This window comes from Streptomyces sp. NPDC058955, from assembly GCF_042741435.1.
Classification (GTDB): Bacteria; Actinomycetota; Actinomycetes; order Streptomycetales; family Streptomycetaceae; genus Streptomyces.
Map to the genome: position 1 here is coordinate 118,926 of NZ_JBHYKM010000005.1, position 20,419 is coordinate 139,344.

Below are 20,419 nucleotides of genomic sequence, written 5' to 3' on the forward strand. Positions count from 1 at the left end.
GGGCCGAACGAGGGGGGAGTGGGATGTCCTGGAACGAGTGGGAACAGCTCAAGACCGACACCGCGCAGCGGCAGGCGACCGGGATGCGGCTGAACGGACTTGACGGAAACGCGGGCACGACGGCGGGATCCGGCGACCTCGTGGTGAACCGCGACGACCTCGGGGCGATCGGCCACGAGGCGTACCTGTTGTACGGGCGGCTCTCCCGGGACGGCGACCACGCCCGGCCCGCGACCTTCGACGCGTCGATCGCCCTCACGAACGGCAACTTCACCAGCGGATCGGAGCTGCTGAAGGTGCACGACCGGTGGAACAGCCAACTGCGGACGCTCCTGGACGCCTGCGCCCGGATCTCCAACCACCTCGACTACACGAAGTCCACCCACGCGAAGGACGACGCGGACATCGGGGGCGACCTCCTCTCCACGTCCAAGATCAACGAGTACTTCAAGTAGGAAGCCGAGGGGGAACCGCCGTGCTGACATTCGACGACGTCGTCAACGCGCCCGTCGCCAAGCTGAAGCAGGCCGCGGACGACTGGTCGGAGATGGCGACCAGGCTGAAGACGCTCGCCACCGACGCCCGCGAGGGCATGAAGGCCAAGACCGACAAGGCCCAGTGGCAGGGCGTCAACTCCGACGTCACCCGGCCCTTCATCGCCAAGACGGCCAAGGAGTTCGAGGACGCCGAGGCGCAGGCGAAGGGCATCCAGCTGCTGCTCGCCGACGCCCACACCTCGTTCCTGACGGCCCGGGACGCGCTCGTCAGGATCAGGGACGAGGAGGGCCCGGCCGCGGGCGTCCACATCGACGCGAAGGGCAAGGTCACGCCACGGCACGACCTGTCCAAGGACGTGGCCGCGCGCCACGACCCGGACTACAAGGACTACGCCGCGGACGTGCGGAAGCAGCAGGAGGCCGTGGCCGCCTGGCAGGTGAAGATCGATCGCATCGTCGAGGATTGCGCCGACGCCGACGAGTCGCTGCGGCGCGCGCTCGCGGCGAACGTGAAGGACGACCACAATTTCACCGCTCCGACTTACAAGACCCTCGACGAGGAGCAGGTGGCCCGGGCCGCGGAGCTGCTGAAGAAGGTCACCGGCGAGGGCGGCACGGCGCGGAACGTCGCCGAGCTGAAGGAGTTGGAGGACCTCCTCGACGACAACCGGAACGACCCCGAGTTCGCGACCGGCTTCTACCGCTGGGTGGGTCCGGCGGCCACGCTCGACGCGTACGCGGAGATGTCGCTGAACGCGACGTCCCTGGGCCCGGCCGGCCAGGACCGCGTCGACATGGTCCGCAACATCCAGTCCGACATGGGTGCCATGCTCGGCCTCGCCACCCAGCGGTCGACCCCGAACCACCTCGACGCCGTGTGGACGAACGAGCTCCTGAAGTCCGGCCGCAAGGAGCTCGACATCCCCGGCGCCGGTTTCTCGAAGATCTACGGCTACCAGGCCCTGAGCGGCCTCCTCCGGGAGGGCACGTACGACAAGGACTTCCTGGTGTCCGTCGGCCGGGACATGGTCGCCATGGACCGGGAGGACCCGGGCCGCTGGTCGGAGTCCCTGCCGACGAACATGGACATGCGCATCAACCTCGACGAGACCGGCGGCAAGGGCTACAACCCCCTCACCGGCCTCATGGAGGCCATGGCCAACAATCCGGCGGCCTCCGCGACCTTCTTCGACGAGAACATCCGCTCGGACTCGAACAAGGACGGCATCGTCACCCTCGCGGACGAGGAGCTGACGGGCAAGGACGCGAAGAGCGTCGTCGACCACATGCTCGACAAGAAGCCCACGGACGACTACTACGACACGGTCTCCGGCGGCGAGCCGAACCCCGGCCAGGCGGCCACCGGCAACGCCCTGGAAGCCGCCGTCACCGGCCGCGTCCCCGGCGACGAGGACGCGAAGCCCGTGGAACACACCAAGACCATGGCGAGCGTCATGGAGAAGGTCGTCGAGAAGATCGGCACGTCACCGGAGCTGGCCGTCGACGACGGCCCGCTCGCCGGCATCGCCCCGAACCTCGGCAACATGGCCGCCGAGTACATGCCGGACCTCCAGGCCACCGCCGAGAACGGCGCGGACCGGATCAAGCCCTTCGGCGAGAGGGCGGAGTTCGAGAAGGCAGAGATGGCCCAGTTCCTCGGCGCGGTCGGCCAGGACCCCGACGCGTACGGTGCGATCACCAACGCCCAGCAGGCGTTCACCACGGCCCTCGTGTCCGACGTCTTCCAGAACCCGGAGAAGTACGCCGACACGGGCGAGGCCGTACGGAACGCCGTCCACCCGGGCGGTGAGATCGCGGGCATGATGAGCGAGGCGAGGGCCCAGGCCGTCGTCGACGCCGCGGCGCGCGAGGACAAGGAGTACAACGAGGGCGTCGCGGAGAACGCCAAGTGGGCGAACCGCACGATCGACCTCGTGGGGGGCAAGTACCTGGAGATGCTGCCCGTGGGCGGCGACATCATCGGCTGGATCAAGGAGGACGTCACCGAGTCCCTCACGGAGAAGGCGAACCAGGACAAGTCGACAGAGGCCCGCCACGAAGCGGCATCGGGCTATGCGCAGGCCGAGCTCTTCGCCAAGGGATCCGCCGAGGATGCCGTGGAACGGGCCGGGAAGGCCGCCGGGCTCACGCGAGACCAGATCCAGGACTACAAGGGTTCCGCCTCTACCGAGACGGCATCGGCTCATGCCATCGGTCGCGACTTCGCCGTCCTCCGAACCTCAGGGGAGAACTGATCATGCGCCGTTTCCGCCGTACTGCCGCAGCGGCATCGACCGCCGTCGTCACGGCAGGTCTGCTGGCGAGCTGTGCCGCGAGCGAGGAGAAGGCCGTCCCCGGGCTGCCCGAGCGCGTCTGCTGGAACGGAGCGTTCGCCGGCAGCGATGTGTCCCCCCTGCTGCCGCCCGGTGAGAAGGCGGAGTTCTCGCGCCAGTCCGGCCGGCACTTCGCTCTGGCCGAGGAGCTCGACTCCGCGACCTGCACCCTCTACATCGACGGGAACACGAAGTTCCAGGCCATCGCCACGCGCCGGGACTTCGCGAACTCCATCGACTGGTCGTCGTGGGATTCGGCTGATCCCGAGCCACTCGATCTGGGGGACAAGGGCATCATCTACGACACCGGAGCCCACGCCTCTTTCACGTGTGAGGCCGCCAGGAATCCGAATGCGCCCGGGCGATACATCGAGCTGAGAATCCACGCGGACGACGCCCCCGACAGATCCAAGCTCCAGACCGCCCTGCCGGCGCTGATGAAGGACTTCATGGCCTATGCCCAGCGCGAGCTGAAGTGTCCGGGAGGTACCGCCGGCGGGGCGTGAGCGGCGGGCGCGTCGCGCGGGCGGCGGTCCTCGCCTCGGTGCCGCACGATCTGTGAGGATCGACACGAAACGGTCAAACGATCACGTTTGGCTGCGACAGTGGGCCCCGAGCACCGATCCAGGCAGGGAGCACGTCCTTTGGCAGCCATCGCACGGTGGTTCATCCGGCACCGCCTCGTCGCCGTCCTCCTGTGGGTCCTCGCCCTCGTCGGGGTCGGTGGCGCCGCCGCCTTCGCCGGCAGCGCGTACTCCAACGACTACGAGGTGCCCGGCACCGAGTCCGGGCGGGCGACCGCCCTGCTCGACCGCGGGTTCCAGGGGCTCGGCGGCGACACCGACACCATCGTCTGGCACACCGAGCGCGGCAGCGTCCGCGCCGACGCCGTGCAGGAGCGGATCGGGCCGATGCTGGCGGAGGTCGCCGACCTGCCCGGCGTCGCCGCCGTCGCCTCCCCGTACGGGGACGGCGCCGCGCGCGGCCAGGTCAGCGAGGACGGGCGGACCGCGTACGCCACCGTCACCTTCCGTGAGCAGGCCGACGACATCCCCGTCGCGCAGGCGCGGGCCCTCGTGGACACCGCGAAGGCCGCCGGGACCGACGGGCTCCAGGTGGAGCTCGGCGGCAGCGCCGTCGCCCTCACCGAGAAGCCCGGCGGGCACATCGCCGAGGCCGTCGGCGTGGCCGTCGCCGCCGTCGTCCTCTTCCTCGCCTTCGGCTCCCTCGCCGCGTCCCTGCTGCCCATCGCCACCGCCCTGGTCAGCGTCGGCATCGCCTACTCCGGGATCGTGCTCCTCGGGCACGTGATGACGGTCGCCGACTTCGCCCCGATGCTCGGCATGCTCATCGGGCTCGGCGTCGGCATCGACTACGCGCTCTTCATCGTCACCCGGCACCGCAAGGGCCTGAAACGCGGCCTGAGCGTCGCGGAGGCCGCCGAGACCGCCGTCGCCACCACCGGCAGGGCCGTCGTCTTCGCCGGCGCGACCGTCTGCATCGCCCTGCTCGGCATGCTCATCCTCCGGCTGAGCTTCCTCAACGGCGTCGCGATCGCCGCCTCCCTCACCGTCGTCCTCACCGTGGCCGCCTCGGTCACCCTGCTGCCCGCGCTGCTCTCCCTCATCGGCATGCGCGCCCTCTCCCGGCGCGAGCGCCGGACGCTCGCCGAGCACGGCCCGCAGCCCGAGCTGCCGACCGGCTTCGCCGCCCGCTGGTCCGCCTTCGTCGAGCGCCACCCGAAGCTGCTCGGGGCCGTCGCCGCCGTCGTCATGGCCGTCCTCGCGCTGCCGACCCTCTCGCTCCACCTGGGCACCTCCGACCAGGGCAACAATCCGGCCACCGCCACCACCCGGCAGGCGTACGACCTCCTCGCCGACGGTTTCGGCCCGGGCGTGAACGGCCCCCTCACCCTGGTCGCCGGCCTCGACGGCGCGGACGACCGGGTCGCCCTCGACCAGCTGCCGGACGCGCTCGCCGCCACCAAGGGCGTCGCCGCCGTCTCCCCGATCACCTACAACGGCTCCGGGGACACCGCCTTCCTCACCGTCGTCCCCGACTCCTCCCCGCAGTCCGAGGCCACCAGCGAGCTCGTCGACCGGCTCCGCCACGACGTCCTCCCGGCCGCCGAGACCGGCACCTCCCTCGACGTCCACGTCGGCGGCATCACCGCCTCGTACGACGACTTCGCCGAGATCATCATCGGCAAGCTGCCGCTCTTCGTCGGCGCCGTCGTGGCCCTCGGCTGTCTGCTGCTGCTGCTCGCCTTCCGGTCCATCGGCATCCCGCTGAAGGCCGCCGCCATGAACATCGCCGCCGTCGCCGCCGCCTTCGGCATCGTCGTCGCGATCTTCCAGTGGGGCTGGGGCGCGGAACTCCTCGGTCTCGGCAGCGCCGGCCCGATCGAGCCCTTCCTGCCGGTGATCATGGTCTCGGTCCTCTTCGGCCTCTCCATGGACTACCAGGTCTTCCTGGTCAGCCGGATGTACGAGGAGTGGCTGGAGACCGGCGACAACCGGCGGGCGGTCCGGGTCGGCCTGGCCGAGACCAGCCGGGTGATCAACTCCGCCGCGGTCATCATGATCTCGGTCTTCCTCGCGTTCGTGCTCTCCGGCGACCGGGTCATCGCGATGTTCGGCATCGCCCTCGCCGCCGCCGTCGCCCTCGACGCCTTCGTCCTGCGGACCCTCCTCGTCCCCGCCCTGATGCACCTGCTCGGCGGCGCCAACTGGTGGCTGCCCAGGAGCCTCGACCGGATCCTGCCCCGGATCAGCATCGAGCCGCCCGAATGCCGCCTCGCCGCCGACGCCCGTGCGAAGATCCCCGGGCAGCGAGTGACGGCACCGGCCACGGAGGAGAACGAGGATGTTCGCGATATCGCTGGGTGACGACGGCGCCGAGCTGAGGCCCCTGGAGCCCTGGCAGGCGGAGGAGTTCCTCGCCCACATGGACCGCGGCCGGGAGTACGTCGGCACGCACATCGGCCTCGCCGACGTCGTCCACGACCTCGACTCCGCCCGCGCCTTCCTCCGCGGCTACGCCGACAAGACCGCGAACGACGCCGGACGCCTCTACGGCATCTGGGCCGACGGCACCCTCGTCGGCGGAGTCATGTTCCGCACCATGGACGTGGCCGCCGGCAACGCCGAGGTCGGCTGCTGGCTGGAACCCGCCGCCGCCGGCCGCGGCCTGGTCACCCGCGCCTGCCGGACCATCATCGACTGGGCCGTCGACCAGCGGGGCATCCACCGCCTCGAATGGTTCGTCTCCTCGAAGAACGAGGCCAGCATCGCCGTCGCCCGCCGGCTCGGCATGACCCGCGACGGCGTCCTGCGCGAGCACTACCTCCACCGCGGCACCCGCACCGACACCGAGATCTGGTCCGTCCTCGCCCCCGACTGGCGCGCCGCCCGGGAGGCCTAGACCCCCCGGCCCGGGGAGCGTACGGACCCTCCCCGGGCGGCCTAAGGCACCCCCGGGACCTCCCTAAGGCCCCCCGTACCCCGAACATGCGGCACTCGCCCGATGCCCCCGCACCGGCTGGGCGACGAAGGTGGAGGCATCGCAAGGAGCGATGCCGACACCACAGCCCAGGGAGCACCCCATGTTCGTCTACGAACTCCACCGCGCCGCCCACGCCGAGCTGGTCCGCGAGGCCGCCGCCCAGCGCCTCGGCCGCGAGGCCGCCCGCGCCGCCAAGGCCGCCCGCCGGGCCGGACGCCATGAACCGGAGGGCCGGGTGAGCACCGGCAGGGACCACTACGCCCAGGTCGCGTGACCCCGTATGGGTGATCCGCGGGGCGCCTGTGCGATGCTCGGCGCCGTGGAGACCAGGTCCGTCAGTCCCGTCTTCGTCGGCCGCGCCGGCGAACTCACCGCCCTCACCGAGGCGCTCTCCCGCGCGACCGCGGGAGAGCCCCAGGCCCTGCTCGTCGCCGGCGAGGCCGGCGTCGGCAAGACCCGGCTCGTCGAGGAGTTCCGCGACGCCGCCTGCGCCACCGGCGCCGTCGTGGCCGTCGGCGGCTGCGTGGAGCTGGGCGCCGACGGACTCCCCTTCGCCCCCTTCTCCACCGCCCTGCGCACCCTGCGCCGCCGCCTCCCCGAGGAGGTCGGCGCCGCCGCCGACGGCCACGAGGGCGAACTCGCCCGCCTCCTCCCCGAGCTCGGCGACCCCGGCGGCACCGACACCGGCGACGAGGACGCCACCGCCCGCCTCTTCGAGCTCACCGTCCGCCTGCTCGAACGGCTCGCCGCCGACCGCACCCTGGTCCTCGTCCTCGAAGACCTCCACTGGGCCGACACCTCCACCCGCCACCTCCTCACCTATCTGCTGCGCACCCTGCGCCGCGGCCGGATCGTGGTCGTCGCCACCTACCGCGCCGACGACATCCACCGCCGCCACCCGCTGCGCCCCCTCCTCGCCGAACTCGACCGGATGCGCACCATCCGCCGCATCGAGCTCTCCCGCTTCACCCGCACCGAGGTGCACCGCCAGCTCACCGGCATCCTGGCCGCCGAACCCGCCCCCGGCCTCGTCGACGAGATCTTCGACCGCTCCGACGGCAACGCCTTCTTCGTCGAGGAACTCGTCGCCTCCCGCACCTGCGGCGACGGCACCGGCCCGCTCAGCGACTCCCTCCGCGACCTCCTCCTGGTCCGCGTCGAGGCCCTCCCCGAGGACGCCCAGCGGGTCGCCCGGATCGTCGCCGAGGGCGGCTCCACCGTCGAGTACGGGCTCCTCGCCGCCGTCGCCCGCCTCGCCGAGGACGACCTCATCGAGGCGCTGCGCGCCGCCGTCGGCGCCAACATCCTGCTCGCCGTCCCCGACGGCGAGGGCTACCGCTTCCGCCACTCCCTGGTCCGCGAGGCCGTCAGCGACGACCTGCTGCCCGGCGAGCGCTCCCGCCTCAACCGGCGCTACGCCGAGGCCCTGGAGGCCGACCCCGGGCTGGTCCGCCCCGACGAGCGGGCCACCCGCCTGGCCACGTACTGGTACCACGCCCACGACCCGGCCAAGGCGCTCCCCGCCGTCCTCGACGCCTCCGTCGCCACCCGCAAGCGCTACGCCTACGCCGAGCAGCTCCGGCTCCTCGAACGGGCCATGGAGCTCTGGGACGAGGCCCCCGCCGAGATCCGCGCCGGCCTGCGCCCCCTGGACTACGCCGAGTCCTACCCGGCCTGCGGCTGCGACCCCGAGACCACCCCGCTGCGCCACCTCGACCTGCTCGCCGAGGCCGCCGTCGCCGCCCGTCTCTGCGGCGAACGCGAACGTGCCCTCAAGATCGGCAAGATGGCGCTCCGCCTCCTCGACGGCGACGACGAGAACGACCCGCTGCGCGCCGCCTGGTTCTGGGCCGAGCAGGCCCGGCTCCAGTCCAACCTCGGCCGCGGCGACGGCTGGGCCGAGATCTCCCGCGCCCAGGAGCTCGTCAAGGGCCTGCCGCCGTCCGCGGTCCACGCCACCGTCCTCGCCGGGGCGGCCGGCTGGGGCATGCTCCGCAGCCCCGGCCCCGACGCCCTCGCCGCCGCCGAACGCGCCGTCGAGTACGCCCGGCTGGTCAAGGCCGAGGCGACCGAACTCAACGCCCGCCTCACCCTGGGCACCATCATGGTCGCCGCCGGCGACCGCGAGGCCGGCCTCGCCGAGATGCACGCGGTCCGCGAACGGACCGCCGCCCTCGGCCAGTTCCACGAATCGGCCCGCGCCCACATCAACATCGTCTCCGCCCTGGAGTCCCTCGGCCGCTCCGCCGAGGCGGTCGAACTCGCCGACGCCGGTCTCGAACTGGCCCGCACCCGCGGCCTGGTCGAGTCCGCCGGCTGGATCCGCGGCAACAAGGCCGAGTCCCTCCTCTCGCTCGGCCGCTGGGACGAGGCCCGCGCCGAGGCCGAACGCCTCCTCTCCTCCGCCACCAGCACCAAGCCCCGCGCCTCCGCCCACCTCCGGCTCGCCCAGATCGCCGTCGCCCGCGGCGAGACCGCCACCGCCGCCCGCCACCTCGACGAGGCCCGCGCCGTCTACGGCACCCGCGACCCGATCCCGCAGTACACCCTCCCGCTGGCCGGCGCCGACGTCGCCGCGGCCGCCGCCGAGGGCCGCCTCGCCGACGTCCGCGCCCGGGTCGCGGCCGCCGCCGAGGCCGGCTTCCCGCCCGGCACCCACCGCTACGGCTGGCCCCTCGTCCTCACCGCCGTCACCGCGGAGGCGGACAGCCGCGGCCTGCCCGCCGCCGAGGAGGGCCGCGCCGAGGCGCTGGCCGCCATCCGCCGGTGCGTCCGCGCCCTCGCCGCCCCCGCCCCCGTCTGGACCGCCCACTCGGCCCAGGTCAGCGAGGAACTGGCCCGCGCCGAGGGCCGCGAGAGCGCCGCCCGCTGGGCCGAGACCGTCGAGGCGTGGGCCCCGCTCGGCCTGCCCTACCCGCTGGCCCGCGCCCGCCACCGGCTCGCCGACGCCCTCCTCACCGAGGGCGGCCGGCGCGAGGAGGCCACGGTCCTGCTCCGGCAGGCCCACGCCACCGCCGTCGCCCTCGGCGCCCGCCCGCTCCGCGAGGACGTCGAACTGCTCGCCGCCCGCGCCCGGATCCCCCTGACCGCCGACGCCCCCGCGGAGCCGGAGCCCGCGTCCGAGTCCGACGCCTTCGGCCTGACCCCCCGCGAGCAGGACGTCCTGCGCCTGGTCGCGGCCGGCCGCACCAACCGGCAGATCGCCGAGGAGCTGTTCATCTCACCGAAGACCGCCAGCGTCCACGTCTCCAACATCCTCGCCAAGCTCGGCGTCTCCGGCCGCGGCGAGGCCGCCGCGATGGCCCACCGCCTCCACCTCCTCGACACGCCGCGCTGACCTGGCACCCCGGCCCCCGGACCGTACGCGTCCGGGCCGGGGCCGTCATCTCACGTCGAGCCGCAGGATCCGGTCGTCCCCGGCCTCGGGCGTGCCCCGGGTGTCGGTCTCGCTCGTCACCAGCCACAGCCGCCCGTCCCCGCCCGCGAGGACCGTCCGCAGCCGCCCGTACTCCCCGGCCAGGAACGCCTCCGGCTCCCCGGACCGCTCCGCGCCCGACAGCGGGATCCGCCACAGCCGCTCGCCCCGCAGCCCCGCCATCCACACCGCGCCCCGGGCGTAGGCGATCCCGCTCGGCGACGCCTCCGAGGTCGGCCACTGCGCCACCGGGTCCACGAACCGCGCCTCGCCCGCCGCGCCCTCCACCTGCGGCCATCCGTAGTTCTCCCCCGGCTCGACCAGGTTCAGCTCGTCCCAGGTGTTCTGCCCGAACTCGGCGGCCCACAGCCTCCCTTCGGCGTCCCAGGCGATCCCCTGCACGTTCCGGTGCCCGTACGAATAGACCACCGAGTCCGGGAAGGGATTGCCCGGCGCCGGCTTCCCCTCCGGGGTCATCCGCAGGATCTTCCCGCCCAGCGACTCCCGGTCCTGCGCCAGCCCGGTCCGACCGGTCTCGCCGGTCCCCGCGTACAGCATCCCGTCCGGGCCGAAGGCGATCCGCCCGCCGTTGTGCACCACGCCCTTGGGGATGCCGGTGAGCACCGGCTCCGGCGCCCCCAGCCGGTCGCCCGCCCCGCCGCCGTACCGCATCCGCACGATCCGGTTGTCCGACTCGGCGGTCAGATACGCGTACACCCACCCGTCGCGCACGGCCAGGCCCATCAGCCCGCCCTCGCCGCCCGGCACCACGCCCGGCACCTCGCCCAGCGGGGTCTTCGCGCCGCTCCGCCCGTCCACCCGGGTGACGGTCCGCTCGTCCCGCGAGGAGACCAGCAGATCGCCGCCCGGCAGCGCGGCGAGCCCCCAGGGCGACCGCAGCCCCTCCGTGAGCGTCCCCGCCACCGTCACCCGCCCGTCCCCGGCCGGACGCGCCGACGACGAGGCAGGAGCGGACGAAGGGGCGGCCGAGGCGGGCGGCGAGGTGCCCCGTACACCCGTGTCGGCGTCCGAGGAGCAGCCCGCTGCGAAGACCAGCGCGGCGGCACCCCCCAGGGCCCTCAGCACAGCAGGACGGCTCATGATCCGGTCCCTTCGACGGTACGAGCGTTCGAGCGGCATCCCTTCTCCTCTTGATACACCGCTCGCCCCAATCACGTTCCCGCCTCCGGCCCGCGTTCTCGGAATAGCTCCGGACATCCGGCCGAACCGCAGGTCAGGACCGTGGATACTCCCAGGACTCGCGTGCCGCGGGCAGCGCCGCGAGCTCCGCCAGATCCCCTGCGGTGAGCCGCAGCCCCGCCGCCCCGGCGTTCTCCACCGCCCACCGCTCCCGCTTCGTCCCCGGCACCGGCACCACGTGCCGCCCCTGCGCGAGCACCCACGCCAGCGCCACCTGCGCCGCGGTCACCCCGTCGCCGTGCCGCGCCGCCACCCGGCGCAGCCCGGCCACCAGCGGCTGGTTCGCCGCCATCATCTCGGCCGTGAAGCGCGGATGCCGGGCCCGCGGGTCGTCGGGCTCGAAACCGCCCCCGGGCGTCAGCGTCCCGGTCAGGAAACCGCTGCCCAGCGGCATCGCCGCGAGCATTCCGATCCCGCGCGCCCCGCACCAGGGCAGCAGCCGCGCGAGGGCCTCCGGCGCCCACAGCGACAGCTCCGCCTGGACCGCCGCCACCGGGAACACCTGCTGCACCCGGTCCAGCTGACGGATCGTTCCCTCGTACAGGTCGCCGGTCGCCGAACGCCGGGTCCGCCGCACCCCGACCGCGCTCAGGCCGAGCGCCCGCACCTTGCCCGCGGCCACCAGGCCCGCCATCGCCCCCCAGGTCTCCTCCACCGGCACCTCGGGGTCCGCCCGGTGCAGCAGGTACAGGTCGAGGACGTCCGTCTGGAGGCGCCGCAGCGAGGCGTCGCAGGCCCGGCGCACGTACTCCGGCCGCCCGTTGGCGACCACGTGCCCGTCGCCGACGAGCAGCCCGCACTTCGTCGACACGAAGACGTCCGCCCGGCGCTCCTTCAGCACCCGCCCCAGCAGCAGTTCGTTGGTGAACGGCCCGTACATGTCGGCCGTGTCCAGCAGGCTCACCCCGGCGTCCAGCGCCGCGTGCACCGCCCGCAGCGAGCGGTCGCCCCGCTGCTCCGACCGCCCGTAGGCCCAGTTCATCGGCATGCAGCCGAGGCCGATGGCCCCCACGTCGAGCGCCGTCGCCCCGATAGTCCTGCGCTCCACGTGCCGCTACCCCTCCCTGTGCCGCCCCCCAAAGTAACCAATGGCGTGCGGGATTCTTCGCATAGCCTCCCGGTCATGACACTCGCACCCACCACCGCTGACGTGTGGCTTCCGATCCCCGCCGACGAGATCGACGGGCTGCCCGACCCGGGCGCGTCGGGTCTGAACTACCGCTTCTGGGACGGTGGAACCGACTTCCCGGCCGATCCGGCCGACTGCGCCTTCTACGTCGTCCCGTACATGAAGGGCTCGGCGATCGCGGTCCGGCCGCTCGCCGCGATGACCTCGCTGCGCGTCGTCCAGACCCTCTCCGCCGGCATCGACCACGTCGTCCCCGGGCTCGGCTCGCTCGGCCACGGCGTCTCGGTCTGCAACGCCAAGGGCGTGCACGAGGCCAGCACCGCCGAGCTCACCCTCGCCCTGATCCTCGCCTCCCTGCGCGGCATCCCGCGCTTCGTCCGGGGCCAGGACGCCGAGGAGTGGCGGGACGGCTTCTACCCGGCGCTCGCCGACAAGTCCGTCCTGATCGTCGGGTACGGATCGATCGGCTCGGCGATCGAGGACCGGCTCGCGCCCTTCGAGTGCGCGCGGGTGGCGCGCGTCGCACGCTCCGCGCGCACCACGGCCCGCGGTCCCGTGCACGCCCTCGCCGACCTGCCCGCCCTGCTGCCCGAGGCCGACGTGGTGGTGCTCTCCACCCCGCTCACCCCCGAGACCCGCCACCTCGCCGACGCGGGCTTCCTCGCCCGGATGAAGGACGGGGCGCTGCTCGTCAACGTCGCGCGCGGACCGGTGGTCGACACGAACGCCCTGCTCAAGGAGGTGGAGAGCGGGCGGATCACGGCGGCCTTGGACGTGACCGACCCGGAACCGCTGCCGGCCGGGCATCCGCTGTGGCACGCTCCGGGTGTCCTCGTCACGCCCCATGTCGGCGGATCCACCTCGGCGTTCATGCCGAGGGCGAAACGGCTGATCGCGGCGCAGGTCGGCCGGTTCGCGGCGGGGGAGGAGCTGGTGAACGTCCTCCGCACCACCTGAGGCCGTCCGGTGGCGCGCGCCCCCTCGCGCGCCGCCCGCAAGCCCCTGGCCGTCACGGAGAGTACTCCGCCCCTGTCCCTGAGTGACGGTCCTGGTGTATCGTCCCGGATCGGGGGACTGCGTCGTGTACGGGCTGACGCTGGGGAGCGAAGTGACGGGCCATCAGAATCCGAGGGGGGTGACGGGTGAAGCACGGCCGGAGGACCGACGGTCCCGCGCGACGACGCCGCCTGCCGACCTCCCGCGCCTCGCTGCCGATCTCGCGCGCTCGGTGCCGGACCAGGCAGCGCCCCACCGCGCGGAGCGCCTGGACGGTGTGCCGCCGCACCCGGACGCCGCGGGGCTGCCCCGCGTCCCGGACCCCTGCCCCGACTGCGGCGCCGCGGCGCCACGGCCGGCCGACGCCGTCCCGCCCCGCGAGCGCACCGCACCGGAGCCGGCCGCACCCGCCCGCGCCCGCCTCCGCGCCTCCGTCCCGGAGCCGTACACCCGCGCCCCCCGCGCGCGCGGCGCGCACCCGGGCCCGCACGCGCCCGCCCCGCGCGACGGCGCGGCCGACGGCGCCCCGCGCGACCTCCCGAACCCGCACGCCTTCGGCGGGACGGACGGGGAGGCGGGCGGCTTCGGACACGACGAGGGGCGGGAGGACGCGGTGAGCGGCACCGGCGCGACCGCCGTGATGCGGCGCGGGCCCGCCCCCGCCGGCCCCGGCCTGCCCGGACCCGAGCGGACCGCGCCCGGACCGGAGCGGCCGCCCTCCTGGGCCGGCTCGCTCCTCGCCCAGATCGCCCTCGGCCTGGTCTGCGCCGGCTACACCACCGGCGCCGCCCTCGGCTGGGGATCCCCCCGACTCGCCCTGTTCATGGGCGACTTCGGGCTGAGCGCCGCGGCCTTCACCGCCGCCGTCTCCTGCTTCCTCTACGCCAGGACCGAGCGCGGCGGCACCCGCCCCGCCTGGCTCCTCTTCGCCTTCTCGTCCTTCATGGCGGGCGCCGGAAACGCCGTCTGGGGCTGGTACGAGGTCGTACGCGGCCTGGAGGTCCCCGAGTCCTCCGTCGCCGACCTGTTCTTCTTACTCTTCGCCCCGCCCGCCATCGTCGGTCTCCTCGTCCTGGCCAAGAAGCCCGTCACCCGGGCCGGCTGGGTCTGCCTGGGGCTCGACGCCTGGCTCATCGCCGGCTCCCTGCTGACCCTCTCCTGGAGCCTCGCCCTCGCCCACACCGCCCACTTCCAGGGCGAGTCCGTGGCCCAGGCCGCGCTGTCGCTCGCGTACCCGCTCCTCGACATCGTGCTCGTCAGCATGGTCCTCGCGCTCCACTTCCGGCGCTCCCACGGCAACCGCTCGGCGGTCAACACCGCGATCGCCGCCCTCGCCCTCACCGTGCTCTGCGACGCCCTCTTCACCTCGCCGCTGCTGCGCGCCAACTACGTCTCCGGCCAGCTGCTCGACGCCGGCTGGTTCGCCGGCTCGCTGCTGCTGGCCTACGCCCCCTGGGGCGTCCGCCGGCCGCCGGAGACCGCCGCCGTCCGGGGCCCCGGGCTGCCCAGCAGGCCCATCGCCGGGTCGCTCGCCGCCCTCACCCCGTACCTCGCCGCCGCCGTCTGCACCCTCGGGATCCTGTACAACGTGGTCGAGGGCCGCCGGGTCGACCGCGTCGTCGTCCTCACCGGCTGCGCCGTCGTCCTCGCCCTCGTCGTCCGCCAGGGCATCATGCTCATCGACAACATCGCCCTCACCCACGAACTGGCCCAGAAGGAGAACCACTTCAGGTCGCTCGTGCAGGGCTCCAGCGACGTCATCATGATCGCCGCGCCCAGCGGTGTGCTGCGGTACGTCAGCCCCGCCGCCAGCGGGGTCTACGGGCGCGACGCCGAGGAGCTGATCGGCTCCGAACTGGCCGCGCTCATCCACCCCGAGGACCTCGGCGCCGTCGTCCACGAGGTGCGCCGCTTCCTCGCCGCCTCGCCCGCCGAGGAGCCCACCACCCGGATCGAGTGCCGCTTCCGCTCCGGCGACGGGGACTGGCTGAACGTCGAGTCCACCGTCAACCGGCACCAGGGCGGCCTGATCTTCAACAGCCGTGACGTCACCGAACGGGTCCGGCTCCAGGCCCAGTTGCAGCACAACGCCGAGCACGACCCGCTCACCGACCTGCCCAACCGCGCGCTCTTCACCCGCCGCGTCGGACAGGCCCTCGGCGGCCGCCGCTCCTCCGACCCCGGCACCGCCGTGCTCTTCATCGACCTCGACGGCTTCAAGGCGGTCAACGACCGGCTCGGCCACCAGGCAGGCGACGACCTGCTGATCCAGGCCGCCCGCCGCCTCCAGGAGGCGGTACGGGCCGGGGACACCGCCGCCCGGCTCGGCGGCGACGAGTTCGCCGCCCTCATCCTCGGCGACGGCCTGCGCGACCGGGCCGCCCGGGAGGCCCAGGTCCAGGAGATCGCCGACCGGCTCCGGCTCACCCTCTCCCGCCCCTACCGCGTCGACGGGGGCAACGAGGTCCGGGTCGCCGCCTCCATCGGCGTCGCCTTCGCCGAGCCCGGCATCGGCGCCGGGGACCTGCTGCGCAACGCGGACCTCGCCATGTACCGGGCCAAGGCGGGCGGCAAGGACCGGGTCGAGCTGTACGTGCCCCAGATGCAGGCCGAGGTCGTCCGGCGCACCGAGCTGGCCGCCCGGCTGCGCAGCGCGCTCCACGACGGCGAGTTCGCCCTGCTCCACCAGCCCGTCGTGGACCTCGCCACCGGCCGGATCTCCGCCGTCAGCGCGCAGGCCCGCTGGCGCTCCGCCCAGGGCATCCTCTTCACCCCCGCGGAGTACCTGCGGGTCACCGACGACGGCGAGCGCACCGCCGAGCTGGGCCGCTGGCTCCTGGAGGAGGCGGTCGAGCAGGCCGCCGAGCGGGCCGGCAGCGGCCACCGCACCCCGGTGACCATCCGGCTCGCCGCCCGCCGCCTCCTCGACCGCTCGGTGCCGCTGGGCTCCGTCGAGGCCCTGCTGACCCGGCACGGGCTGCCCTCCGGCTCGCTCGTCATCGAGCTGGCCGACACCGACCACCGGATCCCCCTCGACGAGCTGGAGCAGCGGCTGGTCTCGCTGCGCCGGCTGGGCGTGCGGATCGCCCTCGACGGATTCGGCAGCGGACACGTCGCCGTCCACGCGCTCAGGCGCCTCCCCATCGACATACTGAAACTGGACAGAGGTCTCGTCGAAGGCGTGGTCGAATCCGCCCGGCTCCGCAAGATCACAAGTGGGGTGCTCCGTATCGCCGGGGAGCTGGGCATGCAGACCGTCGCCGAGGGCGTCGACGTCCCCGAGCAGGTGCTGGCCCTGCGGGCCATGGGCTGCCGGCACGCGCAGGGCATGGCCTTCTCGGGCCCGCTCGACGAGTACCGGCTCCGGCGCGCCCTCGTCCGGGGCGACTATCCGCTGCCCGGAGCCGTCTCCGTACCGGCCGGGACGGGCCCGGAGACGCGGCGGAATCCATCCCCCGATCAGCTCACATGATGAGACGCGTGTCCCACCCACTTGACAGTGGCGAGGCCCGAGAGGGAGGGTCAGTGCCATGCGCACCCGAATTCTCGTACTTGGACAGCGCGTCGGCTGAGGCCGGGCCCCATCAGGCCCGCTGAGAACCACCCGACGCGCTCCCCTCGCTTGCCCTCCGGCACGAGGGGTTTTTTGTTGCACCGGTTCTCCTGGAAGTCGACGCAAAACCCCGTAAAACACCTCGCAAAAAACCCTCTGCTTCGAGAAGAGATGCTGATGACCGAGCAGGCCACCGGGCACCATCCGCAGCCGCGGCCCCGCAGCGGCGCGACGCCCGCCACCACCGTCGAGCACGTCACGGGTGCGCAGTCCCTCATCCGTTCTCTCGAAGAGGTGGGCGCGGACACCGTCTTCGGCATTCCGGGCGGCGCGATCCTCCCGGCGTACGACCCGATGATGGACTCCAAGAAGGTCCGGCACGTCCTGGTCCGCCACGAGCAGGGCGCCGGCCACGCGGCCACCGGCTACGCCCAGGCCACTGGCAAGGTCGGCGTCTGCATGGCGACCTCCGGCCCCGGCGCGACCAACCTGGTCACCCCGATCGCCGACGCCCACATGGACTCCGTCCCGATGGTCGCGATCACCGGCCAGGTCGCCTCGAAGGCGATCGGCACGGACGCCTTCCAGGAGGCGGACATCTGCGGCATCACCATGCCGATCACCAAGCACAACTTCCTGGTCACCAAGGCCGAGGACATCCCGCGGACCATCGCCGAGGCGTTCCACATCGCCTCCACCGGCCGCCCCGGCCCGGTCCTGGTCGACATCGCCAAGGACGCCCTCCAGGCGAAGACCACCTTCTCCTGGCCGCCGCAGACCGAGCTGCCCGGCTACCGCCCGGTCACCAAGCCGCACGCCAAGCAGATCCGCGAGGCCGCGAAGCTGATCGCCGCCGCCAAGCGCCCGGTCCTGTACGTCGGCGGCGGTGTCATCAAGTCCGGCGCCACGGCCGAGCTGAAGGTCCTCGCCGAGCTGACCGGCGCCCCGGTCACCACCACCCTGATGGCCCTCGGCGCCTTCCCCGACAGCCACCCGCAGCACGTCGGCATGCCCGGCATGCACGGCGCCGTCACCGCCGTCACCGCGCTCCAGAAGGCCGACCTGATCGTCGCCCTCGGCGCCCGCTTCGACGACCGCGTCACCGGCAAGCTCGACAGCTTCGCCCCGTACGCCAAGATCGTCCACGCCGACATCGACCCGGCCGAGATCGGCAAGAACCGCGCCGCCGACGTCCCGATCGTCGGTGACGCCCGCGAGGTCATCGCCGACCTGGTCCAGGCCGTCCAGGCCGAGCACAGCGAGGGCAACAAGGGCGACTACTCCGCCTGGTGGTCCGACCTGAACCGCTGGCGCGAGACCTACCCGCTCGGCTACGACCTGCCGGAGGACGGCAGCCTCTCGCCGCAGCAGGTCATCCAGCGCATCGGCCAGCTGGCCCCCGAGGGCACGATCTTCGCGGCCGGCGTCGGCCAGCACCAGATGTGGGCCGCCCACTTCATCGACTACGAGAAGCCGGCCACCTGGCTGAACTCCGGCGGCGCCGGGACCATGGGCTACGCCGTCCCGGCCGCCATGGGCGCCAAGGCCGGCATGCCCGACCGCGCGGTCTGGGCGATCGACGGCGACGGCTGTTTCCAGATGACGAACCAGGAGCTCACCACCTGCGCCCTGAACAACATCCCGATCAAGGTCGCCATCATCAACAACGGCGCCCTCGGGATGGTCCGCCAGTGGCAGACCCTCTTCTACAACCAGCGCTACTCCAACACGGTCCTGCACTCCGGCCCGGACGACGTCAACCCGGAGGCCAAGGGCACCCGCGTCCCGGACTTCGTGAAGCTGTCCGAGGCCATGGGCTGCGTCGCCCTGCGCTGCGAGGACCCGGCCGACCTCGACAAGGTCATCGCCGAGGCGAACGCCATCGACGACCGGCCCGTCGTCATCGACTTCATCGTCCACGAGGACGCCCAGGTCTGGCCGATGGTCGCCGCCGGCACCTCCAACGACGAGGTCATGGCCGCCCGGGGCGTCCGCCCCGACTTCGGCGACGGCGAAGACGACTGAGCAGCGACGAGCCACAGGGAAGAGACCCACACACCATGTCCAAGCACACGCTCTCCGTCCTGGTCGAGAACACGCCCGGCATCCTCGCCCGGATCGCCGCCCTGTTCTCCCGCCGCGGCTTCAACATCGACTCCCTCGCCGTCGGCGTCACCGAGCACCCCGACATCAGCCGCATCACCATCGTGGTCAACGTCGAGGACCTGCCCCTGGAGCAGGTGACCAAGCAGCTCAACAAGCTGGTCAACGTCCTGAAGATCGTCGAACTCGAGCCCAGCGCCGCGATCCAGCGCGAGCTCGTCCTGGTGAAGGTCCGCGCCGACAACGAGACCCGCTCCCAGATCGTCGAGATCGTCAAGCTCTTCCGCGCCAAGACCGTCGACGTCTCGCCCGAGGCCGTCACCATCGAGGCCACCGGTTCGAGCGACAAGCTGGACGCCATGCTCAAGATGCTGGAGCAGTTCGGCATCAAGGAGCTCGTCCAGTCGGGCACCATCGCCATAGGGCGTGGCGCCCGGTCCATCACCGACCGGTCCCTGCGGGCACTCGACCGCAGCGCCTGAGCGTCACCGGACGTCGACCGCCGGTCCGCCCGGCGGTCCGACTGACGAGACCAGAGAACTTCCCTTCCGCTCCCCGCCGTACGGTGGGACGCAACACCAGCACCTCAAGGAGATTTCCAGTGGCCGAGCTGTTCTACGACGCCGATGCCGACCTCTCGATCATCCAGGGCCGCAAGGTCGCGGTGATCGGTTACGGCAGCCAGGGCCACGCCCACGCGCTGTCGCTGCGCGACTCGGGTGTCGACGTCCGCGTCGGTCTGCACGAGGGCTCGAAGTCCAAGGCCAAGGCCGAGGAGCAGGGCCTGCGCGTGGTCACCCCCGCCGAGGCCGCGGCCGAGGCCGACCTCATCATGATCCTGATCCCGGACCCGATCCAGGCCAAGGTCTACGAGGAGTCCATCGCCCCGAACCTGAAGGACGGCGACGCGCTGTTCTTCGCCCACGGCTTCAACGTCCGCTTCGGCTTCATCAAGCCCCCGGCCGGCGTCGACGTCGCCCTGGTCGCCCCGAAGGGCCCGGGCCACCTGGTCCGCCGTCAGTACGAGGAGGGCCGCGGCGTCCCCGCGATCGCCGCCGTCGAGCAGGACGCCACCGGCAACGCGTTCGCGCTGGCCCTGTCGTACGCGAAGGCGATCGGCGGCACCCGCGCCGGCGTCATCAAGACCACCTTCACCGAGGAGACCGAGACCGACCTCTTCGGCGAGCAGGCCGTCCTCTGCGGTGGCGCCTCCGCGCTCGTCAAGGCGGGCTTCGAGACCCTGGTCGAGGCCGGCTACCAGCCGGAGATCGCCTACTTCGAGTGCCTCCACGAGCTGAAGCTGATCGTGGACCTCATGTACGAGGGCGGCCTGGAGAAGATGCGCTGGTCCGTCTCCGAGACCGCCGAGTGGGGCGACTACATCACCGGCCCGCGCGTCATCACCGCCGACACCAAGGCCGAGATGAAGAAGGTCCTCACCGAGATCCAGGACGGCACCTTCGCCAAGAACTGGATGGACGAGTACCACGGCGGCCTGAAGAAGTACAACGAGTACAAGACCCAGGACGAGAAGCACCTCCTGGAGACCACCGGCAAGGAGCTGCGCAAGCTCATGAGCTGGGTGAACGACGAGGAGGCGTAAGCCTCTCGGCGCGGGGGGCGGCCCCCACGCCCGCCCCCCCCCCCCGGCGAGGTCCCCCCCCCCCCACCCCCCCCCGGGGTAGCGAC

General features: G+C 72.9%; 14 protein-coding genes. 12 read left to right on the top strand and 2 right to left on the bottom strand.

Features of this window, described 5'->3' with window-relative positions:
• Window positions 1-23: 23 nt before the first annotated feature.
• From ACFW1I_RS04095 to ACFW1I_RS04125, 7 genes are all read left to right on the top strand, one after another.
• A complete protein-coding gene (locus tag ACFW1I_RS04095; protein WP_384665830.1) occupies window positions 24-455 on the top strand; it encodes a hypothetical protein in 432 nt (143 codons plus the stop codon).
• 20 nt (window positions 456-475) lie between these two features.
• A complete protein-coding gene (locus tag ACFW1I_RS04100; RefSeq protein WP_384665832.1) occupies window positions 476-2,752 on the top strand; it encodes a DUF6571 family protein in 2,277 nt (758 codons plus the stop codon).
• A gap of 2 nt (window positions 2,753-2,754) precedes the next feature.
• A complete protein-coding gene (locus ACFW1I_RS04105) occupies window positions 2,755-3,336 on the top strand; it encodes a hypothetical protein (RefSeq protein WP_384665833.1) in 582 nt (193 codons plus the stop codon).
• A 138-nt stretch (window positions 3,337-3,474) separates the two neighbouring features.
• A complete protein-coding gene (locus ACFW1I_RS04110; RefSeq protein ID WP_384665835.1) occupies window positions 3,475-5,718 on the top strand; it encodes an MMPL family transporter in 2,244 nt (747 codons plus the stop codon).
• Window positions 5,696-6,253, top strand: coding sequence for a GNAT family N-acetyltransferase (locus ACFW1I_RS04115; protein WP_384665837.1), 558 nt, complete (start codon window positions 5,696-5,698; stop codon window positions 6,251-6,253). The genes ACFW1I_RS04110 and ACFW1I_RS04115 overlap by 23 nt, the downstream gene beginning before the upstream one ends.
• A 181-nt stretch (window positions 6,254-6,434) precedes the next feature.
• Window positions 6,435-6,608: a hypothetical protein gene (locus ACFW1I_RS04120; protein ID WP_384665839.1), complete on the top strand. Its 174-nt coding sequence runs from the start codon at window positions 6,435-6,437 to the stop codon at window positions 6,606-6,608.
• Window positions 6,609-6,641: 33 nt separating this feature from the next.
• Window positions 6,642-9,671, top strand: coding sequence for an AAA family ATPase (locus tag ACFW1I_RS04125; RefSeq protein WP_384665891.1), 3,030 nt, complete (start codon window positions 6,642-6,644; stop codon window positions 9,669-9,671).
• Between the two features lie 45 nt (window positions 9,672-9,716).
• Here the strand turns inward: ACFW1I_RS04125 and ACFW1I_RS04130 are convergent, their stop codons facing one another.
• Together ACFW1I_RS04130 and ACFW1I_RS04135 are read right to left on the bottom strand one after the other, a co-directional pair.
• Window positions 9,717-10,850 (bottom strand): PQQ-dependent sugar dehydrogenase, encoded by a 1,134-nt coding sequence (locus ACFW1I_RS04130; protein WP_384665841.1) that lies wholly within the window; start codon window positions 10,848-10,850, stop codon window positions 9,717-9,719.
• Between the two features lie 133 nt (window positions 10,851-10,983).
• A complete protein-coding gene (locus tag ACFW1I_RS04135; RefSeq protein WP_384665843.1) occupies window positions 10,984-11,997 on the bottom strand; it encodes an aldo/keto reductase in 1,014 nt (337 codons plus the stop codon).
• Between the two features lie 75 nt (window positions 11,998-12,072).
• Here ACFW1I_RS04135 and ACFW1I_RS04140 point away from each other — a divergent pair, with 75 nt between their 5' ends.
• The 5 genes from ACFW1I_RS04140 to ilvC all read left to right on the top strand — a co-directional run bounded on the left by ACFW1I_RS04140 (window position 12,073) and on the right by ilvC (window position 20,333).
• Entirely contained in the window at window positions 12,073-13,035 is a 963-nt protein-coding gene (locus ACFW1I_RS04140; RefSeq protein WP_384665845.1) for a 2-hydroxyacid dehydrogenase, read from the top strand.
• A 679-nt stretch (window positions 13,036-13,714) separates the two neighbouring features.
• A complete protein-coding gene (locus ACFW1I_RS04145; RefSeq protein WP_384665893.1) occupies window positions 13,715-16,546 on the top strand; it encodes a putative bifunctional diguanylate cyclase/phosphodiesterase in 2,832 nt (943 codons plus the stop codon).
• Between the two features lie 252 nt (window positions 16,547-16,798).
• On the top strand, window positions 16,799-18,652 hold the full coding sequence (locus ACFW1I_RS04150; protein WP_384665847.1) for an acetolactate synthase large subunit: 1,854 nt from the start codon (window positions 16,799-16,801) through the stop codon (window positions 18,650-18,652).
• Window positions 18,653-18,687: 35 nt separating this feature from the next.
• A complete protein-coding gene (gene ilvN, locus ACFW1I_RS04155) occupies window positions 18,688-19,212 on the top strand; it encodes an acetolactate synthase small subunit (RefSeq protein ID WP_031010337.1) in 525 nt (174 codons plus the stop codon).
• Window positions 19,213-19,331: 119 nt separating this feature from the next.
• The gene (ilvC, locus tag ACFW1I_RS04160; protein WP_043219930.1) at window positions 19,332-20,333 is read left to right on the top strand and encodes a ketol-acid reductoisomerase; all 1,002 of its coding nucleotides are present in this window, start codon (window positions 19,332-19,334) and stop codon (window positions 20,331-20,333) included.
• Window positions 20,334-20,419: the final 86 nt, after the last annotated feature.

What these genes read in the sequence shown, in the direction of transcription:
- ACFW1I_RS04095 (WP_384665830.1), top strand. Translation starts at nt 24, where the DNA reads ATGTCCTGGAACGAGTGGGAACAGCTCAAGACCGACACCGCGCAGCGG.
- ACFW1I_RS04105 (WP_384665833.1), top strand. Translation starts at nt 2,755, where the DNA reads ATGCGCCGTTTCCGCCGTACTGCCGCAGCGGCATCGACCGCCGTCGTC.
- ACFW1I_RS04115 (WP_384665837.1), top strand. Translation starts at nt 5,696, where the DNA reads ATGTTCGCGATATCGCTGGGTGACGACGGCGCCGAGCTGAGGCCCCTG.
- ACFW1I_RS04120 (WP_384665839.1), top strand. Translation starts at nt 6,435, where the DNA reads ATGTTCGTCTACGAACTCCACCGCGCCGCCCACGCCGAGCTGGTCCGC.
- ACFW1I_RS04125 (WP_384665891.1), top strand. Translation starts at nt 6,642, where the DNA reads ATGCTCGGCGCCGTGGAGACCAGGTCCGTCAGTCCCGTCTTCGTCGGC.
- ACFW1I_RS04130 (WP_384665841.1), bottom strand. Translation starts at nt 10,850, where the DNA reads ATGAGCCGTCCTGCTGTGCTGAGGGCCCTGGGGGGTGCCGCCGCGCTG.
- ACFW1I_RS04140 (WP_384665845.1), top strand. Translation starts at nt 12,073, where the DNA reads ATGACACTCGCACCCACCACCGCTGACGTGTGGCTTCCGATCCCCGCC.
- ACFW1I_RS04145 (WP_384665893.1), top strand. Translation starts at nt 13,715, where the DNA reads ATGCGGCGCGGGCCCGCCCCCGCCGGCCCCGGCCTGCCCGGACCCGAG.
- ACFW1I_RS04150 (WP_384665847.1), top strand. Translation starts at nt 16,799, where the DNA reads ATGCTGATGACCGAGCAGGCCACCGGGCACCATCCGCAGCCGCGGCCC.
- ilvN (WP_031010337.1), top strand. Translation starts at nt 18,688, where the DNA reads ATGTCCAAGCACACGCTCTCCGTCCTGGTCGAGAACACGCCCGGCATC.